Here is a 22,678-nt window from a genome sequence, read left to right as displayed (position 1 = left end):
GAGCAAGAGTCACTCCAATTAGCCAATGATCCTTTCATTCAGCAGGAGCTTACTGGACCAGATGATGAAAGCGGTATTTTGAAACTTGATATTTTGAAAAAAATTGCATTGGTCAAGAATTTCAATAGCTTCATCAGCGAAATTTATTTATATAACAGCACGAACAAGGAAGTCATTTCAAATGAATACGGCTCCATTGCGAAAGAATACTACAAATATAAAGAAAATATTAACGAACTGCTCACAATCAAACGTCCTACACAGTGGACACAGCTGAAAGGCAAGGAAGGATATATCACCTTTTACAGGCAGCTGCCATTGATTGGTACAGAAGGACCCAAGGGAGTGCTCGGTTTTGAAATTGAAGCCTCCAAGCTGAGCACATTCATGGAAACAGACACGGTCATTTTAACCGGTGATCAGGATTTAATGATCGTGAAGCTGAATGAACCCTTCGGGATAGAGCGTAATCCTAAGGTGAACCAGGCCGATGAAACCGCCAGATTACAAGGCATTGCGATGATTAAGGCATCGGACCAGAACTCGGGCAGATTCGTAGCGGAAGGCATTGATGGTAAACCCACCCAATATCACTACGTGAAAAATGTATTTGCCAGAACTTACGTATCCGTGACTCCGGAGCAGGTGATTACCGATCAATTGAGCTGGATTCGTGAGATGACGGTGCTCATTGTCCTTGTATTTGTGGTTGTCGGCATTCTTCTGACGTATATTACCTCCAAGAGGGCATACACGCCAATCGGACAACTGATTAATCACAGCCGTTCTCTGCGTGGCCATGGCGTCGAGCCGAAAGAAGACGAGCTGGATATCATCAAAGAGTCACTTGATTATTTAAGTAAAGAGACGGAGAAATTGGAAAGTTATGTGCAAAACATGGAGCCGTCCTTGCGCGAGAAGTTTCTCTTCAAGCTGCTGAGCGGTGATTACACGGCTAATCAGACGCTGCTTCAGGATTGCCAAACGTATGGGATTGGCATTGAATTTACAAGCGTCGTGCTCGTTGTCGATGCGGACCATATTTATAAAGAGAAACGATTTCTGCCAGAGGAGAAAGGAATTGTTGCCTTCTCTTTGGCCAATGTCATGCAGGAGCTGCTGAGTCACCATGGTCTTGAAGGCTACGTGATCCCCTATCAGGGCAGAGGCGTTGCCATTCTGCAATTCAAGCCCGAAATGGAGCAGCATACCATGAAGGAACTGACCTCGAACTACGCATATGCGATGATTGAGGCTTTCCATAAGTATTTATCGTTCGAAGTTAACGTCTGTATCGGACGTTTCTATCCTTACATTGCGGATGTTCCAGTCTCCTATAAGGAAGCGAATCATGCTTTGCAATACCGGATATTCCGGGATGCGGAACCGCTATTATTTATCGATGATTTCGAGCATGAGAAAACGCAGTCATTGCTTCGGTACCCTGTTGAGCTGCAAGAGGCGATTCTTCATGCCCTTGAGCAGGAGGATCTACCCTCAGCGAATCAGCATTTCGAGAAATTTACGGAAATATTGCGTCATTCACAATCCTATGTGTTTATTTATCAAAGCTATCATATTTTCTTATCTTCTTTTATCGTGTCGCTTGAAAAGCAGGGTGCGAATGTAGTCGACATTATGGAACATAATTTTTTTGGTCAGCTAAGAAACAAGCAGACATCGAAGGAAATGAACGATTGGTTCGAAGAATCGTTATTCCCGGTATATCTATGGTTAACGAAAAATGATAGAGAAGCATCCGGTGAATCGGCGATTCAATGGGTGTGTCAGTATATCAATAACAATTACGGAAATGATTTGTCCTTGGTGCATTGTGCCGAAAGAGTAGGCGTAAGCCCATCTTATCTGAGTCGGTTATTTAAGAAGATGGTCGGAAAGAACTTTCTTGAGTATGTGGTGGAAACGAAGATTGATCAGGCCACACGTTTGCTGAAAGATACGGATCGAAGCATCAGTGAAGTTGCCACAGCGATCGGATATTCCGAGCGCAACTTCATCCGAATATTCCAACGACATGTCCAGATGACACCGGGGCAATTTCGCTCTCAGTATAGGTAGGAAGAATTTCAATGAAGATGGGAGAACAATAGGATGAAAATTAAGCGTATCGAGACTTTTACGACCCGCCAGCTTTCCATTGTCCGCGTCACTTCGGAAGATGGACTGCAAGGTTATGGGCAGATTGCTCCTTATCATGCTAATATTTCTGCGCTTGTGCTGCACCAGCAAGTAGCTCCACACGCTTTGGGTGCGGATTCAGATCAAATCGAAGCATTGGCTGAAAAGGTTGTTAGAGAAGAACATAAATTTCAAGGTTCCTACATTTGTAGAGCTGTCGGAGGTCTGGACACGGCCTTATGGGATTTGAAGGGGAAACGGATGGGCAAAAGTGTAAGCGAATTGCTCGGAGGTCAGCCTGGCAAAGTTAACATATACGGCTCCAGCATGAAGCGCAACATTTCACCGCAGGAGGAAGCTAACCGGATATTGCGTCTCAAGGAAACGCAGGGGATCGAAGCTTTCAAAATTCGGATTGCCAATAACTTCGCGAATGATGTGGATGTATATCCGGGCCGTTCGGAAGAGGTTGTCCGCGCTGTAAGAGCTGCGATTGGTGACAACACACAGCTGTATGTCGATGCGAACAGTGGATTCACGCCGGCGAAGGCGATTGAAACAGGTAAAATGCTTGCGGAGTACGGGGTATGCCACTTTGAAGAGCCTTGCCCATACATGGAGTTGGAGTGGACGAAGCAAGTAGCTGATGCACTGGATATTCCGGTAACCGGTGGGGAACAGGATACGGATTTGGTGCAGTTCAAACGGATGATCCAGATGCGTGCAGTCGATATCGTTCAACCGGATATTTGCTATGTTGGAGGCTTGAGTCGTGCCCTTGAAGTAGCTCGGATGGCCGAAGCAGTGGGAATGACCTGTACACCGCATGCCGCGAATTTATCGATGTTGACCGTATTTACGCTGCATATGGTCTCAGCCATTCCGAACGCAGGGAAATATATGGAATATACGATTGAAGATGACGCTTGGACGAATGGACTTTTTGAAGAGCCGTTGCAAGTTTCGGGCGGTGCGGTGCAGGTTCCGCAAGGACCAGGCTGGGGCATCACGGTACGGCCGGAATGGCTTGAAAAGGCCGAGTATCAAGTGAGCGAATAAACGGGCGAGGTGCTTCACATGCAAACAAAGGTACAGACAATTGTAAAAAGTACGCGCGTACATGATCGCTCGCGGTTGTGGGCCGCCATGGTGCAAAGTAAATGGATGTATGCCTTGGCTGCGCCGGGTATCCTATATTTTATTATATTTAAATTCGCGCCTTTGTGGGGGCTCTTGATTGCCTTCAAGGAATATAACCCTTTTAAAGGCCTCTGGGGGAGCGAATGGATTGGTTTTACCAATTTCACTGAATTATTTAAGAGTGAAATATTCTATCTCATGTTGAGAAATACGTTTGCGATTAATATTTTTGGGATCATTTTTATGTTCCCTCTTCCGATATTGCTGGCTTTGATGCTCAATGAAATCCGCCATGAAACGTTCAAACGGATCAATCAGTCGATCGTTTACTTACCTCATTTCTTGTCATGGGTCGTTGTTGCTAGTATGACGTTTTTTATGCTATCCACGGATGTAGGATTAATCAATAAACTGATTTCGAATATGGGCTTCGAAACGGTATCCTTTTTGTCCAATCCTAATTTATTCTGGGGACTGCTTACCGCTCAAAGCATGTGGAAGGAAGTTGGCTGGGGGACGATTATTTTCTTAGCTGCAATGGCTGGCGTTGACCCCCAACAATATGAAGCTGCTGTCATAGACGGGGCGTCAAGAATGAAGCAGATTTGGCATGTGACGATTCCGGCGATTCGCCCGACCATTATTATCTTGCTTATTTTGAGGCTAGGGCATATGGCAGATGTCGGTTTTGAACAAATCTTATTGATGAACAATCCGCTGGTAACCTCGGTTTCCCAGGTGTTCGATACTTATGCGTACACCATTGGCATACTCGGGGGCAAAATCAGCGTCGGTGTGACGGTGGGCATGTTCAAAGGCGTTGTGGGCTTGATCCTTGTTATGTTGTCCAACTACGTCGTGAAGAAGCTTGGGCAAGAGGGGATTTATTAAGGAGGAGAACCCATGAGTTATGTAACAACCAAGAAGCTGACGATCTTCGATTATATTAACTACACGCTGCTTGCAATCATTTCTATAGCCTGCGTGTTTCCATTTATTTATGTATTCAGCGTTTCCTTCACCGATCCGGATGTCTATGTGCCTTTGCAATTTTATTTTTTTCCGGAAAAATGGTCGTTGTCTGCGTACAATTATATTTTGTCAACGAATAGCTTCATTAACGCTCTGAAAAGCACCGTATTCGTGACAGGAATAGGGACTGTGCTTAGTATTATCATCTCATTTACATTTGCGTATGTCATGACCAAGAAACATGTACCTGGCCGGAAATTAATGCTTGGCGGAGTCATTTTTACCTTGGTGTTCAATGCAGGTATTTTGCCTAACTATTTATTAATGAAGGATATGAACCTGTTAAACTCGCATTGGTCTTTAATCTTATCGGGGCTTACGAATGCATGGAGTTTAATTGTGATCAAAGGATTTCTGGATTCACTGCCGCCGGAGCTGGAAGATGCTGCTCGAATTGACGGTTGCTCGGATGTCGGCGTATTCTGGCGTATTGTCATTCCTTTATCCATGCCGGCCATTGCTGCTTTTGTATTGTTCTTTGCAGTTTCGTATTGGAATACGTACTTCAATGCTTTGGTTTATTTGAGCGATGCGAAGAAATGGACCTTGCAGGTGCTCGTCAAGTCGTTGGTTATCGACTCCGATGCCAGTGGTGCAGGGTCTGTCGGCAGCGACGATAGAGTACTGCCGCAGGAAACGATTCGTATGGCATCGATTGTATTAGCCATGGTGCCGATTCTAGTCATATATCCTTTCTTGCAGAAACATTTTGCCAAGGGAGTTATGTTAGGTTCCGTAAAAGGCTAACTGGATTTTTATGAATCTCTATTTTACATGTAACGAGGTGCCCATTCATTCACCAGCTCACATGCAGCCGGTGAATGAATGGGCACTTTATGTTTTCTACATTGACTAGCCATTGAACGCATGGTAGCATCTAGGGATAATGCGATCAATATATTGAACGATGTTTATCATATAAAGGACGTGACAAAATGGAGCAAAAGTATGCCGTCCCTGCGCTAGATCGGGCACATGCTGTACTTACCTTACTGACTGAAGAACCATACAAATGGAAGTTGTCCGATTTGTCCAAGCACTTGGGTATCAGCAAAAGTACGCTGTACTCTCTTCTTCAAACGATGGAGCGGCTGCAGTGGATTAACCGGGATAGAAATGAAACGTTCGCTCTTGGAAGCACGGTTGGTGATCTAGGCAGCGCTTATTTTCGTCAGTACGACCTGATTGAAGAGTTTAGGCGAATGGCTGAGCCCGTCATGCGCAAGCTGCAAGAATCCGTGCAGCTGGCTCGTCTGGATGGAAGCGAAGTTCTCTATCTGACAAAAGTGGAAGCTCCGACACCGGTACAGATGGTATCGGGGCCGGGCGTTCGGATCCCGGCTCATGCAACTGGTCTTGGTAAATCGCTCATGATCGAAATGGATGCAGAGCAAGTCAGCCGTGTATTCCCACAGGAATCGCTGCACAAGATAACCGTTCATACCATTGGTTCCCGGGCGGCATTTTTGCAAGAGTTAGAAAAAGTACGTCAAGAGGGGTACTCCCTGGATATACAAGAAGGCGTAATGGGATTTTGTTGTGTTGCTGCGCCGGTTCGCCGTCTGGGAACTCGGGAAACTATGGGAAGATCAATTTAAATACAAAATATAGAACGTTGTTCATAATAATGAACAAGAAAGGCGGATTTTACAATGAAATTAGCCCGTTTTATCGTTACTGGTGAATCAGAGATACGCAGTGGAATCATGGATGGCACTGACATTCATGAGTTTACAGGAGACCTATTCACCTCCCGTATTCTTACCGGGAAGACATTCCCCTTGCAGAATGTTCAGCTCAAAGCTCCTATTATGCCGAGACACATCATCGGTATCGGTAGAAATTTTGTCGGCGAAGGGGTACCCAAGCCAGCCATTCCAGACATGCCGATCCTGTTCTTTAAGCCATTGAGCACCGTTGTCGGACCCGATGACGCTGTGTTGTTGCCCCTTGGAACCGATGAGATCAAGTTCGAATCGGAGCTTGCCGTCATTATCGGGAAAGAAGCGAGAAACATAGACCCTGAGCACGTAGACGATGTGATCTTCGGTTTCACGGTAACCAATGACTTTGGTGCTTTTAATTATTTCCATCCGGAAGGTCATTGGACGATTGGCAAATCATTTGATACATTTTGCCCACTTGGTCCAGTGATTGTAACCGATTTCGATTATCACACAGCTCGTATTCAAGCAACAGTGAACGGTATAGGTAAGCAGGATGCTCTCATGGAACGCATCATTACGCCCATTGATAGCATGATCTCGTACATCAGCCGGTTTATGACCCTCATGCCAGGGGATGTCATTCTGACTGGAACGCCTGCCGGTGCGGATCTAGTCCGAGATGGCGATATCGTGGATTGTTATATTGAAGGGATAGGCCATCTGCAAAATCCAGTTCGTGCTCAAAAACCATCATCTAATTGATAAAAGGAGACATCCATATGAGCGAATATGTAAACGTAGGAAGTCTACAAGTTGCTGAGGTACTTTATCAGTTTATGAATTCAGAGGTACTCCCTGGCAGCGGACTCACAAGCGACAAGTTCTGGGCCGATTTTAATACGCTGATTCATGACCTGACCCCTCAAAATAAAGCCTTATTAGCCAAACGAGATGAGCTGCAGAAGCTGATTAATGAATGGCATATTGAACACAAAGAAAACTTCGATTTCGAGAGCTATCAATTATTTTTACAAGAAATTGGCTATTTGGAACCGCATGTAGAAGATTTTCAAATTACTACACAAAGGGTAGACGAAGAAATTGCCTATCAAGCCGGCCCTCAGTTAGTCGTTCCCGTCAATAATGCCAGATATGCTCTAAATGCTGCGAATGCCCGTTGGGGAAGCCTTTACGATGCTTTGTATGGAACGGATGTTATTGATGAAGAAGAAGGTGCAGAGCGTACTGCTGCGTACAATCCGATTCGTGGTGATAAAGTTATTGCGTATGCCAAGGATTTCCTGGATCAGGCAGCACCTTTGTCCAACTACTCGCATCATGATGCTGTTCGCTATTCAATCGTGAATGGAGGATTGTCCGTCTCCTTAGCAGATGGGGAAACGATAGGTTTGAAGGACGCTTCTCAGTTTGTTGGCTATCAAGGACAGGCGGAAGATCCTTTCGCTTTCTTGCTGAAAAATAATGGGATACATGTTGAGATCCAAATTGACCGCCAACATCCGATTGGCCAGAATGATCTGGCTGGCGTTAAAGACATTCTCATGGAAGCGGCGCTAACGACCATTATGGACTGTGAAGATTCCGTTGCAGCCGTAGATGCTGAGGATAAAGTACTGGTGTACAGGAATTGGTTGGGATTAATGAAAGGGAACCTCTCGGCTTCCGTACCCAAGGGAAATAAATTCATTACAAGGTCACTGAATCCTGACCGGATATACACTTCCCTTGCAGGTGAAGAATTTAGTCTGCCAGGGCGTTCACTTCTATTTGTCCGTAATGTAGGACATTTGATGACGATTAATGCTGTATTAGACCAGAATGGACAGGAAATTCCCGAAGGCATCTTGGATGCTGTTGTGACTAGCCTCATTGGCAAGCACGATCTTTTGAGAAATAGTTCTTATCAAAATTCTCTTCAAGGCTCCATATACATTGTGAAGCCCAAAATGCACGGCTCCGAGGAAGCAGCTTTTGCTAATGATCTGTTTAATCGTACGGAAGATATGCTGGGGCTAGAGCGCAATACGATCAAAATCGGTGTGATGGATGAAGAACGCCGTACTTCACTAAACTTGAAGGCTTGTATTCGCCAAGTGAAGGATCCTTCATTATCATYAAATGGATGTAAAAGAAATTCAGAACCAATTAAAAGCGAACAGAAAAGATTATCTGAGTGAGATCCTAGAGATTCCAGTGGTGACCAAACCGCAATGGAGTCCTGAGGAAATTCAGCAGGAGTTAGACAATAATGCGCAAGGTATTCTAGGTTATGTTGTCAGGTGGGTAGAGCAAGGGATTGGCTGCTCGAAAGTTCCGGATATTAATAATGTGGGACTCATGGAAGATCGCGCCACTTTGCGTATTTCCAGCCAACACATGGCGAACTGGCTTCACCATGGGATTTGCACAGAGGATCAAATTCTTAAAACCATGCAGCGTTTAGCCAAAGTGGTGGATGAGCAAAATTCGGGAGATCCTGCATACCGTCCTATGACCGATAATCTTGATCACTCAGTAGCGTTCCAAGCCGCCTGCGAGCTTGTTTTCAAAGGATATGAACAACCTAGCGGTTACACCGAGCCAATTCTGCATCGCAGACGCAGGGAATTCAAGGCTATGGTACCAGCTTCGAATAGGTAATTACGGAGGGAGAGAAGTATATTGAAATCCTCATCGAACAGCCTCATCTTGCGTATTGAATTGGATCAGAAGGTAACAACCTTCGGTGAAGTGGCTAATGCCGTTAGCCTTGTCGGCGGAGATATCGTAGCCATTGACGTAATTCGTTCGGATAAACAATCGACAACGAGGGATATTACAGTCAACCTGGGAGAACAAGCCGAGGAATTGATAGCGGATAAAATTAGAATGCTGCCAGGTGTTGTTTTGCATCATATATCGGATCCAACTTTCCTTGTTCATTTAGGAGGTAAGATTGAAATCCAGCCCAAAATTCCTGTGAAAAACCGGGATGATTTATCGAAGGTTTATACGCCAGGTGTGGCAAAAGTATGTATGGCGATTCATGAAAATCCGGATAAAGCATTTACTTTGACGATCAAACGCAACACCGTTGCCGTGATCTCCGATGGTACAGCTGTGTTAGGTTTGGGGGATATTGGCCCCGAAGCAGCTATGCCGGTAATGGAAGGAAAGGCGATGTTGTTTAAGCAATTAGCAGGTGTGGATGCTGTTCCGATCTGTCTAAATACCAAAGATACGGAAGATATTAYTCGCACCATCAAGAATATTGCTCCGGCTTTTGGGGGGATCAACTTAGAAGATATCAGCTCTCCGCGGTGTTTTGAGATTGAGTCTCGCCTTAAGGAAGAGCTAGATATTCCTGTGTTTCATGACGACCAGCACGGGACAGCAGTTGTTGTTTTAGCTGGACTTATCAATAGCCTTAGGTTGACCAAGAAGAGAATCGAGGATATCCGGATTGTTGTTGTGGGAATTGGTGCAGCGGGAGTCTCCATCATTAAAATGCTCTTGGGAGCAGGGGCTAAGACAATCCTCGCTGTCGATCGTCAGGGCATTTTGACTCGTGACACCACCTATGAGAATCCATTGTGGGATTGGGTAGCACAGAACACCAATCAGGAAGACAGGCAAGGTAGCTTATCTGATGCTATGAATGGTGCTGATGTTTTCATAGGTGTTTCTGGACCGAACGTGTTAAAGCTGGAGGAGGTTCATCGCATGGCTAGCGATCCGATCATTTTCGCAATGGCCAATCCAACTCCTGAGATAGATCCCGAATCGGCTGCTCCCTATGTCAGAGTGATAGCCACAGGTCGAAGCGATTTTCCGAATCAAATTAATAATGTACTTTGTTTTCCAGGTATATTCCGAGGGGCACTTGATTGCAGAGCGAGTCAGATCAATGAAGAAATGAAACTGGCTGCATCGAAAGCCATCGCTTTCACGGTTACAGATGATGAGTTAAATGAACAATATATTATTCCTTCCATTTTTAATGAGAAGGTCGTACAAGAAATTCGAGATCAAGTTGTGCAGGCTGCTATTCAGACAGGAGTTGCACGTCGAATACCGCCTGAGTTCAAAGGCTCGAAACCATTAGAGCGAAGATTAACACCAATTAGCTGAGCGAAGGTCGACCGGGATTTATCCGGTTGGCCTTTTTTATTGCGGACAAGAAATGATTAGGAAGACAATTATAAGGGACTGTGTGCTAGTAGAAATGATCAATTATGTATCAAAAAAAGCCTTTGATACCATCACCATATCTCTTTAACTGCAGCGGGGCTAAAGCTCCTTCATATAGGATTTCCAGACCAGCAATTGGGCATTTAAACTTTGGAGGTTACTAACAAATGGAAACAGGAACTGTTAAGTGGTTTAATGCGGAAAAAGGTTTTGGGTTTATTCAAAGGGAAAGTGGCGACGATGTATTCGTTCATTTCTCTGCCATTCAAGGAGAAGGATTTAAATCTTTGGACGAAGGGCAACGCGTTGAATTCAACGTTGTTAAAGGCCAACGTGGGCCTCAAGCAGAGAATGTTGTTAAACTGTAATACGGACATCCAAGCTTGTTCTTGACGATCGGTCAAGAGCAAGCTTTTTATTATCTTTACTTACTTGAAAGTAACAATAAGGTAACTTACTTTATAATTATTCACTCCTTCTCATAACAGGAATGACTATCTATAATTGAACATGTTAGAACTAATGACGGATTGCAAATAGAGGTGATTATGCAAATTATTCGTGACGTTCGCAAGTTTGTTTCTATACCCGGAGCGAGAACGCTGCTTACAATGTTATTTCTGTACGGTATTGGAACAGGCATTTTGGCACCTATGAACGCGGTATATCTTAACGACAGCATTGGGCTCTCTAAAGTACAAATTGTTATTGTTTTCGCGGTAGCACTGTTCTGTAATATCGCCATAACGATTACAGTTGGTTGGATCAGCGACAGTTTGAGAAAGAAGAAGCAACTACCGATATTTGCGGCCTTACTTTGCATAATCGGGTTGTTCATCTATATGAATGCCACTGGTTTTCAGAGTGCACTCATTGGAATGACGATAACCGTTGCACCGTCCGGATTGATTATGGGGCAGCTGTTTGGCATGGCTAGAAATCATTTTGCCCGTAACGCCGGTGACATTGTGGAGATGGCCCAAATATGGCTGCGTGCCTCCTATAGTATTGGATTTTTTGCGGGGCTGCTGCTTGGAGCGAACATCTTCCTCATTGCAACGTTCAAAGGTGTGCTATGGGGCAATATGGCAGGTTATGTGTGTTTGGTGGTTCTCTTGCTGTTGTACAAGGAATCAACGGGGGAACTGGGAGTAAAGCAAGTGGTCAAAGGCGAACCGTTCTCCCTTATTATGCTAGTTGCACTGCTTATGCTCTCTTGTGCCGATGCCATTCGAGGATTATATCTACAGCTTGTCGTATTAAAGCTGTTCGGCAAGCCGGAGATTATGTCCTATATATGGAGCGCGCAGGCGGTATTCGAGCTGTTTTTCATGACAATGGGCGGATATTTGGCGGCACGGTACGGTAGTAAGAAGATTATTTTTCTCGGCGGTTGTTTCGCGCTCGCCACTTATTTGACTTACACAAGCAGTACCTCGCTTCCTGTCTTCTTTGTCGTCCAGCCCTTATATTCGTTCTTTGTTTCGATTCTTTACGGAGTTGCTATGGGATATGTGCAGCGGATGTTCTTAAGCCGAACAGGTTTTGGGGCAAGCTTATACGTGTTCATATCGCAGACGGCTTCATTAATCGGGTATTTCTTACCTCTGTTCATTCAGGGGATAACGCCGAGAATATTCATCATACCTAGCGTTCTTGTTGCGCTATCGTTACTAATCATCGGAATGGTGTTGTACAGGGAAAGACGGTCTAATATGAGGAATTCGATAGCAATCGAGCAATTATAGAGACCTATAGATATCCTGCTATAAAAGTTTGTCAAAACGATTACCTGGAGGGATTTGTTATGCGATATCGGAATTTAGGGACAAGCGGATTGGAAGTTTCGGTGCTAGGTTTGGGGACCAATGCATTCGGTGGACGCGCAGACAAAAGCACATCGATTCGGGTCCTGCATCACGCTGTTGATAGTGGCATCACGTTCATTGACACTGCCAATGTGTATACAGGCACGAAATCCGAAGAGATCATCGGAGAAGCGTTTGAAGGGCGCCGGCATGAAGTGCTCTTGGCGACCAAAGTGGGTATAAAGCTAGGAGAAGGTCCAAATACTAGAGGTTCCTCGCGCCAGCATATTTTGAAGGAAATTGAAGCAAGTTTGCGCCGTTTGCGAACGGATTATATTGACCTGTACCAGATCCATATTTTTGATCCGCTGACACCGCTTGACGAGACTCTTCGCACATTGGATGATCTGGTGACATCCGGCAAAGTGAGGTACGTGGGAGCCTCGAATTATGCTGCGTGGCAAATGATGAAATCCTTGGCCATAAGTGAGAGTCAACATCTGATCAAGTATGCTTCGGTTCAACCTGGGTATTCACTGGCCGATCGTGGTGTCGAAAGGGAGCTGCTGCCATTCTGTGTTGATCAGGGGATTGGAGTCATTCCCTATTTTCCTCTGGCAGGTGGCATTCTTACTGGGAAATATGCAGGAGGCTCTGTACCGAGCGGATCCCAATTGGACGTGAACCCTAACTTTGCGCGGCGTGTGAACTCCGCCCGAGTGGAGCTGGGTGAACAGGCAGCCAGAATTGCTGCGGAAATCGGCACATCAGCCACGGCCCTCTCATTGGCTTGGTTGCTGCACCAACCTGCGGTCAGCACCATTATTGCCGGAGCGACCCGTGAATACCAAATCGATGAGAATTTGAAGGCGGTTAACCTTGAACTTACGGAGGACGTTCTGAAATCGCTCGATGAAATAAGCAAAGATTTTATCTACGCACCTCCGTTTTGAAGGATAACGAAAGAATTTTGTTTCCGAACGATGATCTATGATTTTGCAAGTTAGGCGATCGGAGGTGAATGACCCATGATTTATGAATTAAGGATCTATACAATGTATCCTGGAAGAATGGATGCGATTCGAAAGCGCTTTTCCGATCATACGCTTGGTATTTTTGCCAGACTCGGCATGCAGGTGTGTGATTTCTGGGAGGATTTGCAGGAGCAGCCTAAGCTGTATTACACGATGAAATACGAAAGCATGGAAGAACGGACAAGACAGTGGGAAGCTTTCACGCAGGACAAGGAGTGGAACGAAGTGAAACGATTATCCGAGCAGGACGGAAAAATTGTTGAATTCGTCGAACAGGTTTTTATGAAAAGAGCAGACTATTATAAAGGATAGATTCAGAGGAATGGGGCAATAGCCTATGTGCTATCCCATCCAGATGAGTACCGCCCGGCTCCCGTGAGGAGAACTAGGCGGTTTTTTATTGTTCATTTTCACAATTAAAACAAAATAAAACAAATATAACACACAATTATTACTTGTATTTAACATTATGATTACAAACGCCGTGTAAGATGTACGTATAGAAACAACCAAATCCAACTTGAGGTGAACATATGCCAACCAAACAACAGCATCTCGCATTCATGAAAACGGAAGGCGATATTAATTTAACAGAAGCAAGGAGCGAATGGTGGACAGCTCATATTGATGAAGCAGCACGAGCTAGTTTGCAAGAGGACGAGGATGTCTTTTTGCACCAAACGTTGTCTACACCTTGTCTGAATGTGCTCTCTTCCTGTGAAGGGATTTATGTAGAAGATAGTCAAGGACGCAAAATAATGGATTTCCATGGAAATAACGTACATCAACTTGGTTTTGGCCATCCGGCTGTTATTGAAGCCGTTAAACAGCAGTTGGACCAGCTATCCTTCTGTACGAGAAGATATACCAATTTGCCTGCCATTGAGCTTGCTAATAAATTAGTTGCTTTAACAGACGGAGCACTGCAAAGAGTTCTCTTCGCGCCAGGAGCAACATCCGCTATCGGCATGGCGCTTAAGCTTGCACGCGCTGTTACAGGTAAATACAAAACATTATCGATGTGGGGGGCCTTTCACGGAGCATCGTTAGATGCGATATCGGTAGGCGGCGAGGGAGCTTTCCGCCGTGGCTTAGGTCCATTGCTTCCTGGCGCTGAGCATGTGATCCCGTTTAACTCCTATCGCTGTGTGTTTGGCTGTCAGGATGAAGCGCACTCCCTATGCTTGAAGCCTATTGAGTATGTGCTTGAACAGGATGGAGAGATCGGTGCCGTAGTCATTGAAACCATTCGCAACACGGATGTGCAAATTCCTCCTGTCGCTTATTATCAGAAGCTTCGAGAACTCTGCGATCGTTATGGCGCTTTGTTGATCGTCGATGAGACGGCAACAGCGTTTGGGCGAACAGGGCGAATGTTCGCTTACCAGCATTACGGGATCGAACCCGATATGATGGTGCTGGGTAAAGGCTTAGGCGGCGGCGTATTCCCAATGGCTGCTTTGCTGGTGAAGGAAGAGCTGAACAAAGCGCAGCAAATGTCGATCGGGCACTACACGCATGAGAAATCGYCGGTAGGAGCTGCTGCAGGGCTGGCGACCATCCGAGTCATCGAGGAAGAGAATCTCCTGGAGCATGCCGATCATCTGGCGGAGCTCATGGCGAAACGTTTGAAAAGCATGATGGATACGTATCCTATTATCGGAGATATTCGTCAAATCGGTTTACTTGTTGCTGTTGAGCTCGTAACTGATCGTGTGAGTAAGGAACCTGCCGTGCAAGAGGCGGAGCGCGTCATGTATAACTGCTTGGCAAGAGGGCTTAATTTCAAAGTGTCCAAAGGGAATGTCCTTACGCTTTCACCCCCTTTGATTATTACCGAAGATCAACTAAATGAAGCTCTGGATATACTGGAAACGAGCATTGCCGAACTCGCATAAGTGAATAAGAACCGAGACCCAGCGGGGTCCCGGTTCTTATTTTTAGTAGATCATATCCCTGATCCTGAGAGCAGGGCATGCATGTCCAAATGGTAGTTTTCCATTGCACGGATAGATGAAAGGGATTATACACTAAGTTTTTTCATCCAATTCATGATTTGCTCTGCTCGATGCTCATAAGTATGGAATTGACGCACATAGTTTTGAGCTGTATTTGCAATAGACTGCGCTTCTTGCGGGTTATTTAAGAAATAATTGACTTTATTCATCAAATCATTCCTCGATTGATACAACACCAGATGAGTCCTGTCCTGGAACACCATTTCCTGTTCAGGCGCGTAGTCCGTAAAAACTAAAGCCCCACAGCCCATTCCTTCAAAAATCCGCATATTGAAAGCTTTAATGGTATCTGCTGTATGATTAAAAACGATTTTGGAATTACCGTAAAGTGAGCTCAGTTCATGCAAAAAGACTTTTTTATTAAACGAAACATTTCGTATGCCCTTAAGCTCGGCTTCCATGTATTTCATCCTGGCCTCCCGCATGCTGTACAAGGCGCTTTGTCCACCGACAAAAGAAATATCAATCGGCCGCTCTATCCATGAATGCGTAGAGTTAAAAATGTGTGGATCGACACCGAATGGGAAAAAACGAACCGGAGCCGGGAATTGATGCGCAAGATGCAGGGAATGAGCCATGAGCAGTAGATCCGGCTTATACCATCCGCACATCTCTATATTCGCTTTAAGGCGATTTTCGCCGTGATGAATCCAGAACAGCTTCGGAATGGTAACGAGATGTATGTTTTTGACAACCACTTTGGGGCGAGAGGGACTTTCAACAAAGAGTACACCCAGATAGGAGCTCATATTTATCGCGGCAAAATCAACGGTTTCTTCCATGCGAACGATCCGCACGCCCATTCTGCGGAAAGCGTCTTCCAAGTATCTTCCTGGGGTATACGGTGTCTTTCCATAGCACATCAAAATGGCGGGTTGCGGTTTACCTATTTCAGGGGTGCCCATTGCGCAGCTCCTCTCTTAACGTGTTTACAAAAAAGGCGGCGGACAGCCTTCCTGCATATTTGTTGACCTCTTTCTTCATGTTAATGACCAGATTAGCATGGTTCTTTTCAATGTCCTGGGATAAACGCAGGATTTCAAGGTTTACAGCAGGGTTATCGGTTGGTATGACAAAGGGCAGCATGGAGATCGAGGCTGCGAAGTCAAACATTTTGAAACGATAGCCTAGCGAGATGAATGGCACCTGCATGATGGCAGAGAAAATAGCGGCGTGCAGCTTAAGATTAATGGTAAACCGGCACTTCTGAATTAAGGCCATGAGTTGATAAGGATACACGGTATCAGCGAGCTTCACTTTGCCAGGTCTGTTTATTTTGGCTAATAAACGTTTGCTGGCGGGGATATCTTCCGGCCATACATTGTATAAAAGAATAGAGTAGCCTTTATGAATTAACAACTTAGCGGCTGCTGCAAGCTGATCTTCGACGATATCTTCTTTGCCACCAAAAATTTGATTATTAGCTGTTCCCCAATTGATGCCAACAACGGCTTCTTGCGGAGCGAAATTTGCTAAGTAAGGAAATATAGCTTGGTGCAAGGAGGGAACCGCCACCAAGGACGATGATATCGTAGGCGGAGATATGCGCGTACTCTTGCCTGCAAGCTTCCAGAACGTCCAATTCATTCGAGATGAATCGTCTGGCTTCCTGCTTGARGATGTCCCACATAACCTCGTCTCCCGCATTTCGATACCCAATTTCACCTAGATATAATAGTTTAGCCAAGATGTGTCCTCCGTTCAGAGAAAGTTGCTACTGCTACATCATATTCATTGTTTGCACATATGTTATATATTCATAGAAATCAGGCTGTCGACACGGGGTCGACAGCCTGATAGACATCTATTTGTTAATTTACGAATTCTTAGGACTCGGCAGTAACGACGACTTCATCGATATAAGTGCCAGCAATGCCTAATTCTAATGTTGAGGTAAACAGGATAAAGCGAATTCTGGCTTGCTCAGCTAGGGCAGGTTTAGCACCCGTCACAACAACATGTGTTTCCCAATCTACCGACAGATCGACATCTGTACCTGGCATGTTTTCTAATACTTCGCTGGAAATCACGGCATAGCCGCCATCTGCTCCTCGTTGCCATACGATTTGAACTTGAATATTTCCGTTTATAATGGGAGCTACTGCCAGAAGTCTACGAAGCGCGTAGCTCACTCGCAGGTTAACGGCTTCAGCAGCTACTGGAAAAGCTTGACTCATTACTGCATTGCCGGGAACTAGTGCGATAAGCGGACCTAATGTGCCGACAAAGCTGCCTTCAAATGCGCCAGTTAATGGATTTATTGTACCTGCCGTACCAGCAGTTTGCCATGGGGTAGTGCCAGTTTCAAAGGAAAAGTTTTGGATTAAGTTTAGAGACATTTTAATTGCACCTCCTCCTTTTTAAGACATGCCATATCATATGCAAAGTAATTACCAAAGTCTTCCAACATTCGTCTAAGTCTACTAAAATATTTGTTAGCTGATGATAGATATAACTAGAGTACCAATAATAGGTATACACAATATGTCATTTGACCCTTTCCATTTCATTCTATGGTGCATCTATTAGGAGTATAGAGATGAAAGCCGGAGGATGAATGATGAGAGAAATGATACCAGGTCGTGTAAGTATCATCGTTCCTTGCTATAATTCGGAAGCTTATGTGCAGTCCTGTCTGAATAGTATTTATAAACAAACTTATAAGGAAATAGAGATCATCGTTGTGGACGATGGTTCAACGGACTTAACTTGGAATAAGATTGATAGATGGAAGGAAATCAAAGAAAAAACGGCAAATGCATTCTCATTTGAAGATCGCTTTTATGCCATAAGGCTTCCGCGTAATACAGGCTATGCGGGAGCGGTGAATGTGGGCATGTATTTGGCGAAAGGCGAATTCATTGCCATGCAAGATTCAGACGATCTATCACATTCTACTCGGATTATGAGGCAAGTCGAATCAATGCGTGAGCATCCATCCCTTGATATGATTGGAACCTCTTATGAATACTTCCAGGATGGTCATTTCGAAAGCCGGAAACGGGAGCAATGGCTCCATTATGGAGTTTCCAAAATAAATGCTGCCTATAAGAACGGTAATCATTGTGTCTGCCATGGAACGATATTATTCCGTGCTGGCGTGTTCGATCAGATCGGAGGGCCGATTAGGCGGGGGGTCGGAATCGAGGATTACGATTTCATTGCACGGTGTATAGCAGCAGATGTGAAGGTGGATAATCTGAAATCACCGCTGTATTTCTACAGAAGACATGAAAATCAACGCTCAAGAGAGTTTTTCCGAAAATAGCAATGATCTGACATCGAGTCAGGAAGGGAGACTATGATGCGCAAAGTTTTCTATGTGGGTTGGATCGGTTTCGGCAATATCGGCGACGATTTAATGTGGGATGTCTTTCGTGAAAGCGCTAATCTCATGATGTCCGAACAATCTGTAACGGTTGTACCATCGATGCCCGGTGTAAATTTACAGGATGTCGCTGATTATGATGTCGTGGTGCTTGGCGGAGGTTCCCTATTGATTCCAGGTTACGTGGATGTCTTGCATCATGCTTGGAAGCAAGGGAAGCAAGTGGCTGYATGGGGAAGTGGCGTAGATTGGATAACTAAAAAAGATATGTTAAGCCTATTAAGTGGAGACACGGGGAAGATTCAGTACCAAGCAACACCTGAACATAGGAAAATGCTGAAGAATATATGTAAAAACGCCATATTTTCGGGTGTGCGGGGACCTCTTACACAAAAGTTGCTGGAGTACCTTGATGTGGATGCCGATAGATTCATCGTAAGTGGAGATCCGGGAGTCTTGCTAAATTCGGATGACAAGGAGCCGCCTATCAATGCTAGAATGTGGCCGTCTACTGAGAAGGTTGTGGGAATCAACTGGGGGACGTCCTACAACCGGATTTATGGGAACCAGGAAGAGGTCGTGGAGAATCAGTTAGCGGAAGCTTGCAAGATGTGGATACAAGCGGGTTACAAATTGTATTTATATTACGTTTGGAACCCCGATAGAGAGGCGTTGACACACCTGGCGGATAAAATCGGCAATACGGAAGCCGTCCGGATTGCACCGAAGGTTTATACGGCGCAAGCATTAATGAGAATTATGAAGCGCTGCGATTTCACGGTGAATTTCAAACTACACGCCAATGTGATGTCATCTGCGGCAGAGGTTCCCTTCATCGCGCTTGGTTATCGTATGAAAACATTTGATTTCGTCGAGTCCATCGGATTGCCGTCCTATGTTATTTCGACGGACGAAGAGCAACTTGCAGAAAAATTAGAACAAACCTCCTCTCAAATTTTAGCAAATTGGGAGCTCGACAGGTATCGCTTAAAAGCGAACATTTCTTCTTATCAAACAAGTTTAAGATCTCCTTTCCTTCACGCGTGGAGCTGAAAAGATGGGTTTTATGGAAATTTTAGTAATCGTTATAAGCAACCATGCAAAGAACCTTCCTCACTCATACATTATAGGAGTACAAGACAAACAGCCCCGGTGCGAGCGCACATGAAAGGAGTGAGGAATTTGCCGTTGCCGAAGAGGAAAGTCGTGTCTTCCTTACGCAAACCAGCCAGGAAGAAACCAACTTCGCAGAATCAAAATGTGATCGTCATCAAGAATGAGAAAAGCGGCACCATTCATCTGAAGGATGTTGTCCGGTTTGAAGGCAAACCACAGATGGTGCAGCTTCCTGCTTCAGAAATTCGCAGAATGCAGAAGCATCTGCGAGTCCTTCTGGTCATTGACCAGTTTAACGTGGGAGGAACGGAGACGCACACATTAGGCTTAGCGCGTGAGCTAATGCGAAATGGTGCGCATGTGGTCGTTGCTGCTAAGACAGGAAGAATGTTAGATGCCTTTGCTGCGCTTGGCTGCCCAGTGTATACCGTCGATTTTGTGACCGATGAATTCAAAGAAAATACGGAGAGTAAGGCTGAAGTCATTGATTACTTGAAGCTTATTATCCGTAACGAAGATATTTCGATATTGCATGCTCATCAGTGGCCGTCTGGCATCTTCGCGGTACAGGCTGCGAAGGAAATGAATATTCCAGTCGTGTTTACCGTACATGGATTCGTTGATGCATCGTTAATTCCATTAGTCAAAGAATGCGATACCGTGCTGGCTGTAAGCCAATCGATTGTTAAAACGTTAAAGGCTAACCAGGTCTCCTCCATCCTGTTGCAAAATGGGATCGATGTGTCTGAGTTCTCAGCCCACAAGTCGACCAAACCTTATGTGCGTGCATCCTGGGGAGTCGCYAATAACGCTCCGGTTATCACTTACGCAGCAAGGTTGTCATTCGAGAAAGCGGATATTTCTCTTGCGATTATGGAAGCTTGCCGCAGACTTATTGCAGGTGATTACCCGGAGCTCAAGCTGATTATTGTCGGCGGTGGACATCATAAGGAGCTAGTTCAAACAGAAATGGCGCGCATTCAAGAAGAAGCTGGTGTCGAATTCATACAACTAGCGGGAGAGTCTCTTCATATGTGCGCTTATTACTCCGCAAGCGATTGTTTTATAGGGACGGGGCGTGCTGCGTTAGAAGCGCTCGCTTGTGAATGCCCGACGATTGTTGCAGGGGCTACCGGTTATATGGGCATTATGAGCAAGGAGCTGTATGCGAAAGCATGGGATACTTGGTTTTGCGATCACGGACCGAGCAAGCCATGGACGATTGAAGGGTTCGAGTCCGACATTAAGGCGGTATTGGAGCTCAAAGAGCGTGAACGGGAAGATCTTGGATGGGTAGGTCGGAAATTTGTTGAGGACAAATTTAATGTCCACGATACGATTCCAGCGCTCTTCGATATTTACTTGAAGCATCTAAAAACGCTGCCTTCGACAGAACGAGCAGCCATTAGAGCGGAAATAGGAAATAGATAAGTTGCATGCTAATCCAATAGCTAGCAGCATTCAGCAATTGCTTTATAAAAAGCCACCAAAAGAGTGGCTTTTTTGTCGTTGCATAGACAATCAGCACGTTCAAGAACAGTTGACAGAGCTTTTTCCAACATGTTACAATTTCGTTGTACTGACCAGTCAGTTTTAACTCATTTAACGAGAGGCGGATCTTCTTGAGCAAAGAGAAAATTATCCAAACAGCAGTCGAAGTATTTTCAGAAAACGGGTACCATCGGGCAAGTATGGATGAAATTGCCTTGAGAGCCAATGTTGCCAAGGGAACACTTTACTATCACTTTCCAGGTAAGGCTCAATTGTTTAAGACGCTTGTTAAAGATGGTTTTCAGCAGATTATTGATAAAGTTCAGGCTGATCTTATAGCCAATCTTACTTTGGAAGAGCAAATCAAAAGGATCATCAGGCATAACCTCGACCTATTTTTGGAATCAAGCCATTTAGCGCATATCGTTTTCAATGAACTATCCAACGGCATCGATCAGGAAGTGTTGGAAGAACTGAAGAAACTAAGGATTGACTATATTCATTTTCTTGCGGACGTCTTAGAAGAAGGAAAGCAGGAAGGCGTACTTCGTGATGTTAACTGCAAGTTGGCAGCGGCGGGGATCGTTGGGATGCTCGACAGCGCAAGTAATTATTTCTTGAACAATAAGAATGAATTATCTCGTGAGCATATTGAACAATTTTTTTATACGATCAYTACATCGGGTTTGTTTTTGACTAGCGGTGAGTAACCGCCCTTTTTTGTCGTCACTATACTGACCAGTCAGTATAAATCATATGAGATGGAAGCGATGGTGTAACATATGGATTGGAGAACAGCCAATGAATTGCTGCCTTTATCTTATTTTAAAGAAATGCGTGCCTCCTCCCCCGTACGGTTTAAAAAAGAGACTAATTCCTGGGACGTTTTCAAATACGAAGACGTCAAAACGATTTTTTCCGATCATGAGCATTTTTCTTCGCAAGGCGTCGAAACGATGATAGATCCAATTGAGTCGAGTGTTCTAAGACAAGATCCGCCTAAACATCGGCAATTGCGGATGCTCGTTTCTCAGGCTTTTGTTCCTCGGGTTATTGAAGGTCTGACATCAAAGATTGAAGCGATAGCGAATGAGCTATGTGACCAAATGGAAGCGAATGGTAAGATGGATGGGCTTCATCATTTTGCAAGTCCATTACCGATAATCGTCATTGCCGAAATGTTAGGTGTTCCTCTGGAAGATCGAAAGCGCTTCAAAGATTGGTCGGAAGCGCTGGTCGGAAATAACACCGAGCGATATTATCAATGCCAGCAAGAGATGAGTATCTATTTTACTGCAATAGCCAATCAGAGACGGCTTGAACCGCAGGATGATCTGATTAGTCGCCTCGTCCGTGCGAAGGCAGATGGTGAACAATTAAGCGACCTGGAAGTAATCGGCTTCTGCATCCTGCTGCTTGTTGCAGGCAATGAAACGACAACCAATCTCATTTCCTCGGCATTATTTATGATCGATAGTCAGGCTGATGCCAAAGAGCAGCTTCTAGAGAATCGGCTATTAGTTCCACAGGCTCTTGAGGAAGTCCTTCGTTATTGTTCCCCTGTTCAAACGATGATCCGAACGGTCAAAAAGGCTACAGTTTTACGCGGACAAACACTAACTCCCGGGCAAATGGTTCATATTTGGATTGGCTCGGCCAACCATGACGAAGACCTATTYGAGCATCCGGAGGTCTTCGATATCCACCGGAATCC

At 44.9% G+C, this 22,678-nt stretch carries 21 protein-coding genes and 1 pseudogene; 18 read left to right on the top strand and 4 right to left on the bottom strand.

The features are described 5' to 3' along the window. From AC1DUA_RS18455 to pbfA, 13 genes and pseudogenes are all read left to right on the top strand, one after another. Positions 1 to 2,079 (top strand): helix-turn-helix domain-containing protein (locus AC1DUA_RS18455; RefSeq protein ID WP_477501161.1); only part of this gene is annotated, 2,079 nt, incomplete at its 5' end. Positions 2,080 to 2,112: 33 nt separating this feature from the next. Continuing rightward, the gene (locus AC1DUA_RS18450) at positions 2,113 to 3,198 is read left to right on the top strand and encodes a mandelate racemase/muconate lactonizing enzyme family protein (RefSeq protein WP_477501160.1); all 1,086 of its coding nucleotides are present in this window, start codon (positions 2,113 to 2,115) and stop codon (positions 3,196 to 3,198) included. Between the two features lie 18 nt (positions 3,199 to 3,216). Next, entirely contained in the window at positions 3,217 to 4,170 is a 954-nt protein-coding gene (locus AC1DUA_RS18445; protein ID WP_477501159.1) for an ABC transporter permease, read from the top strand. Between the two features lie 12 nt (positions 4,171 to 4,182). Next, positions 4,183 to 5,058 (top strand): carbohydrate ABC transporter permease, encoded by an 876-nt coding sequence (locus tag AC1DUA_RS18440; protein WP_477501158.1) that lies wholly within the window; start codon positions 4,183 to 4,185, stop codon positions 5,056 to 5,058. Positions 5,059 to 5,246: 188 nt separating this feature from the next. Then, positions 5,247 to 5,909 carry an IclR family transcriptional regulator gene (locus AC1DUA_RS18435; protein WP_477501156.1) on the top strand — a complete coding sequence of 221 codons (663 nt, stop codon included), beginning with the start codon at positions 5,247 to 5,249 and terminating at the stop codon, positions 5,907 to 5,909. A gap of 54 nt (positions 5,910 to 5,963) precedes the next feature. Further along, positions 5,964 to 6,740 (top strand): fumarylacetoacetate hydrolase family protein, encoded by a 777-nt coding sequence (locus AC1DUA_RS18430; RefSeq protein WP_477501155.1) that lies wholly within the window; start codon positions 5,964 to 5,966, stop codon positions 6,738 to 6,740. 17 nt (positions 6,741 to 6,757) lie between these two features. Next, a pseudogene (locus AC1DUA_RS18425) lies at positions 6,758 to 8,639 on the top strand (malate synthase G). Between the two features lie 21 nt (positions 8,640 to 8,660). Further along, positions 8,661 to 10,109, top strand: a complete 1,449-nt coding sequence (locus tag AC1DUA_RS18420; RefSeq protein WP_477501154.1) for an NAD-dependent malic enzyme — start codon at positions 8,661 to 8,663, stop codon at positions 10,107 to 10,109. Positions 10,110 to 10,336: 227 nt separating this feature from the next. After that, entirely contained in the window at positions 10,337 to 10,537 is a 201-nt protein-coding gene (locus tag AC1DUA_RS18415; RefSeq protein ID WP_477501152.1) for a cold-shock protein, read from the top strand. Between the two features lie 180 nt (positions 10,538 to 10,717). Further along, the gene (locus AC1DUA_RS18410) at positions 10,718 to 11,917 is read left to right on the top strand and encodes an MFS transporter (RefSeq protein WP_477501151.1); all 1,200 of its coding nucleotides are present in this window, start codon (positions 10,718 to 10,720) and stop codon (positions 11,915 to 11,917) included. Between the two features lie 59 nt (positions 11,918 to 11,976). Then, entirely contained in the window at positions 11,977 to 12,930 is a 954-nt protein-coding gene (locus tag AC1DUA_RS18405) for an aldo/keto reductase (RefSeq protein WP_477501150.1), read from the top strand. Positions 12,931 to 13,005: 75 nt separating this feature from the next. After that, a complete protein-coding gene (locus AC1DUA_RS18400; protein WP_477501149.1) occupies positions 13,006 to 13,323 on the top strand; it encodes an NIPSNAP family protein in 318 nt (105 codons plus the stop codon). Positions 13,324 to 13,544: 221 nt separating this feature from the next. Then, on the top strand, positions 13,545 to 14,909 hold the full coding sequence (pbfA, locus tag AC1DUA_RS18395) for a (R)-1-hydroxy-2-aminoethylphosphonate ammonia-lyase (protein WP_477501148.1): 1,365 nt from the start codon (positions 13,545 to 13,547) through the stop codon (positions 14,907 to 14,909). Positions 14,910 to 15,034: 125 nt separating this feature from the next. Here the strand turns inward: pbfA and AC1DUA_RS18390 are convergent, their stop codons facing one another. From AC1DUA_RS18390 to AC1DUA_RS18375, 4 genes are all read right to left on the bottom strand, one after another. Continuing rightward, positions 15,035 to 15,934: a glycosyltransferase family protein gene (locus AC1DUA_RS18390; protein ID WP_477501147.1), complete on the bottom strand. Its 900-nt coding sequence runs from the start codon at positions 15,932 to 15,934 to the stop codon at positions 15,035 to 15,037. After that, a complete protein-coding gene (locus AC1DUA_RS18385) occupies positions 15,921 to 16,529 on the bottom strand; it encodes a polysaccharide pyruvyl transferase family protein (RefSeq protein ID WP_477501146.1) in 609 nt (202 codons plus the stop codon). The genes AC1DUA_RS18390 and AC1DUA_RS18385 overlap by 14 nt, the downstream gene beginning before the upstream one ends. After that, complete coding sequence (locus AC1DUA_RS18380) at positions 16,450 to 16,716, bottom strand: hypothetical protein (RefSeq protein WP_477501145.1); 267 nt, start codon at positions 16,714 to 16,716, stop codon at positions 16,450 to 16,452. Before AC1DUA_RS18380 ends, AC1DUA_RS18385 begins: the two co-directional genes overlap by 80 nt. Positions 16,717 to 16,855: 139 nt before the next feature. Continuing rightward, positions 16,856 to 17,368 (bottom strand): hypothetical protein, encoded by a 513-nt coding sequence (locus AC1DUA_RS18375; protein WP_477501144.1) that lies wholly within the window; start codon positions 17,366 to 17,368, stop codon positions 16,856 to 16,858. Between the two features lie 221 nt (positions 17,369 to 17,589). On the opposite strand from AC1DUA_RS18375, the gene AC1DUA_RS18370 reads away from it, so the two are divergent. The 5 genes from AC1DUA_RS18370 to AC1DUA_RS18350 form a co-directional block, all read left to right on the top strand. Continuing rightward, on the top strand, positions 17,590 to 18,297 hold the full coding sequence (locus tag AC1DUA_RS18370) for a glycosyltransferase family 2 protein (protein ID WP_477501143.1): 708 nt from the start codon (positions 17,590 to 17,592) through the stop codon (positions 18,295 to 18,297). A gap of 33 nt (positions 18,298 to 18,330) precedes the next feature. Beyond that, positions 18,331 to 19,410, top strand: a complete 1,080-nt coding sequence (locus AC1DUA_RS18365) for a polysaccharide pyruvyl transferase family protein (RefSeq protein ID WP_477501142.1) — start codon at positions 18,331 to 18,333, stop codon at positions 19,408 to 19,410. Positions 19,411 to 19,545: 135 nt separating this feature from the next. Next, positions 19,546 to 20,904, top strand: coding sequence for a glycosyltransferase (locus tag AC1DUA_RS18360; protein WP_477501141.1), 1,359 nt, complete (start codon positions 19,546 to 19,548; stop codon positions 20,902 to 20,904). A 191-nt stretch (positions 20,905 to 21,095) separates the two neighbouring features. Continuing rightward, positions 21,096 to 21,674, top strand: a complete 579-nt coding sequence (locus AC1DUA_RS18355) for a TetR/AcrR family transcriptional regulator (RefSeq protein WP_477501140.1) — start codon at positions 21,096 to 21,098, stop codon at positions 21,672 to 21,674. A 72-nt stretch (positions 21,675 to 21,746) separates the two neighbouring features. After that, positions 21,747 to 22,678 (top strand): cytochrome P450 (locus tag AC1DUA_RS18350; protein WP_477501139.1); only part of this gene is annotated, 932 nt, incomplete at its 3' end.

The organism is Paenibacillus sp. 01T422 (assembly GCF_056398785.1).
Note: the sequence above shows the minus strand (reverse complement) of the source record. Positions and strands in the feature narration are given on the sequence as shown.

Bases quoted from the DNA above. Each gene is read 5' to 3' on its own strand.
- AC1DUA_RS18400 (WP_477501149.1), top strand. From the start codon at position 13,006: ATGATTTATGAATTAAGGATCTATACAATGTATCCTGGAAGAATGGAT.
- AC1DUA_RS18375 (WP_477501144.1), bottom strand. From the start codon at position 17,368: ATGTCTCTAAACTTAATCCAAAACTTTTCCTTTGAAACTGGCACTACC.
- AC1DUA_RS18440 (WP_477501158.1), top strand. From the start codon at position 4,183: ATGAGTTATGTAACAACCAAGAAGCTGACGATCTTCGATTATATTAAC.
- AC1DUA_RS18405 (WP_477501150.1), top strand. From the start codon at position 11,977: ATGCGATATCGGAATTTAGGGACAAGCGGATTGGAAGTTTCGGTGCTA.
- AC1DUA_RS18445 (WP_477501159.1), top strand. From the start codon at position 3,217: ATGCAAACAAAGGTACAGACAATTGTAAAAAGTACGCGCGTACATGAT.
- AC1DUA_RS18415 (WP_477501152.1), top strand. From the start codon at position 10,337: ATGGAAACAGGAACTGTTAAGTGGTTTAATGCGGAAAAAGGTTTTGGG.
- AC1DUA_RS18430 (WP_477501155.1), top strand. From the start codon at position 5,964: ATGAAATTAGCCCGTTTTATCGTTACTGGTGAATCAGAGATACGCAGT.
- AC1DUA_RS18390 (WP_477501147.1), bottom strand. From the start codon at position 15,934: ATGGGCACCCCTGAAATAGGTAAACCGCAACCCGCCATTTTGATGTGC.
- AC1DUA_RS18410 (WP_477501151.1), top strand. From the start codon at position 10,718: ATGCAAATTATTCGTGACGTTCGCAAGTTTGTTTCTATACCCGGAGCG.
- AC1DUA_RS18435 (WP_477501156.1), top strand. From the start codon at position 5,247: ATGGAGCAAAAGTATGCCGTCCCTGCGCTAGATCGGGCACATGCTGTA.
- AC1DUA_RS18370 (WP_477501143.1), top strand. From the start codon at position 17,590: ATGAGAGAAATGATACCAGGTCGTGTAAGTATCATCGTTCCTTGCTAT.
- AC1DUA_RS18450 (WP_477501160.1), top strand. From the start codon at position 2,113: ATGAAAATTAAGCGTATCGAGACTTTTACGACCCGCCAGCTTTCCATT.